Origin of the sequence: Streptomyces yerevanensis, assembly GCF_000716805.1 — a bacterium.
GTDB lineage: Bacteria > Actinomycetota > Actinomycetes > Streptomycetales > Streptomycetaceae > Streptomyces > Streptomyces flaveus.
The window spans coordinates 1-1,716 of the sequence record NZ_JNWJ01000176.1; the positions used below are offsets into that span (position 1 = coordinate 1).

Annotated in this window: 1 protein-coding gene; it reads right to left on the reverse strand. The window is 72.1% G+C overall.

Translation table 11 applies throughout. From position 1 onward, the window contains the following. Positions 1 to 237: 237 nt before the first annotated feature. Complete coding sequence (locus tag OP79_RS48845) at positions 238 to 1,503, reverse strand: hypothetical protein (RefSeq protein ID WP_033329692.1); 1,266 nt, start codon at positions 1,501 to 1,503, stop codon at positions 238 to 240. Positions 1,504 to 1,716: the final 213 nt, after the last annotated feature.

The following is a 1,716-nucleotide window of genomic DNA, read 5'->3' on the forward strand; positions in this document are numbered from 1 at the left end:
GGAGAACCCGCACCCTGTACCAGCTAAGGGCCGTATGCCCGCCCTGCGACGGGCTGACGCACCGGCCCACGACCCCGCACCCCCCACCCACCCCAGGGGTGCGGGGCTGTGACATATGCGGCTCCGCCGCGTGGGCGCGACCAGCCACCGACGGCCCGCAGCCGCCAACGGACCGAATCCACCCACCTGGTAGGCGCCCCGCACAACCAGCGGAGCGCCCTCGCCCAACCGACGGAGTCAATCCGTCACATCAATCCCGTACCGATTCGTCTCCACCCCCGCCGCAGTAACCACCTGCACCTCCACCCGCCCAGGCTCCACATCCGCAGGCACCGGCACGGTGAGAACCGCGTCGGACGGGTTACGGAAGCCTCCGGCCACAGGGACGAGCGGTACGTGCACATGGACGGTCCCGATCCGGACCACCATCCGCGACAGACGTTCAGCCGTGTGGGCACCCGGAGGCACAAACCCGGCCCCGCGGATCTCGATGTCGTCCCCCGTCCGGATGGGTGCGTCCAGGTCCCCGGCCTCGCGGGACCGGACGACCGAGAGAATCACCGGTCGCCCACCCTCGGCGTACTTGGCGGCAACGTACGTCGCGGCCGACACCAGCACCACCAACGCCAGCCCCCACGGCAGATCCGGCAACTGCTCGGGCCGCCGAGCGAGCCGTACCGCCGCGAACATCAGCGCGGCACCGGCGATCACCACGTACTGCGTGTCTGCGAAGCTGCCCCGCCCCGAGTCATCGGTCAGCAGGTCAGCGGCCCGCGGCCGGTCGGCACGTATCTTCTGCAGGCGCTGGCCGAGCACCCGCAGGCCCACCACCCGTCGCACCAGCACAGCGATCCCGCACACCACGGCGAGAACGGTGACGAGCCCGGCACCCCGGGCGAGTTCGAGCCCGGAGACCAGCGCGTCACGCTCGCCCGGCGAGGAGGCGCCCGCGAGCCGGCCTACCAGTACCAGCACGGCGTAGACGACGAACAGCACCCAACTCGCCGCCACCGCGCGGGAAGTGGACAGCCGGTTGTCCTCACCGACGACGGGCGCCAGTGCACCTCCACGCGCCCGGTGGAACCACGACGCCCCGACCAGCAGCCCGCCCACGACGACCGCGGCGAGGAAACCGGCGGTCCGCGCGGCAGTCCAGCCCGCCCCGATCGCCGTGAGCGCCTGCACCAGAAGCAGGCCCCCGACGACTCCCGCCACCGCGAAGGCCGTACGCCGCCACAGCAGCCCCAGCCATGCCGCAGCCTCGGCCCGGCCCCGCTCGGCGACGAGGTCCGCCGACTGGGTCAGCTCGTCCGACACCCACTGCCGCGAGGCCCCCGCCGAGTGCGCGACAGCGGCGGGCAGCCCCTGGCCGGAGGCCAACTCGTCCCGCTTGGAAAGGAATGCGGCAACAGCTCGTCTATGCCCTTCGCGTGCCCCCTGCGGACAGTCCCCGCAGGTGCAACCGCCTTCGTGCGCGCCTTGTCCAGCCTCCTGCACCGCCACCGCCCGTTGCCGCCTTCCCGCACCGCTCCGTAGAGCCAACTCGTAGAGCCGACTCATAGCCCCAAGTACCAGGCATCCCAAGTACCAGGCACCGGGATTGTGCCGTACGCCACTCCACCCCCACCCGGCAGGTCCGGTATCCGGTCAGCACCGGCGAACCACTCTCACCGCACCGCTGAGCCCCGCGTCCCGCCCCTCCGCCCTGCCCCCTCC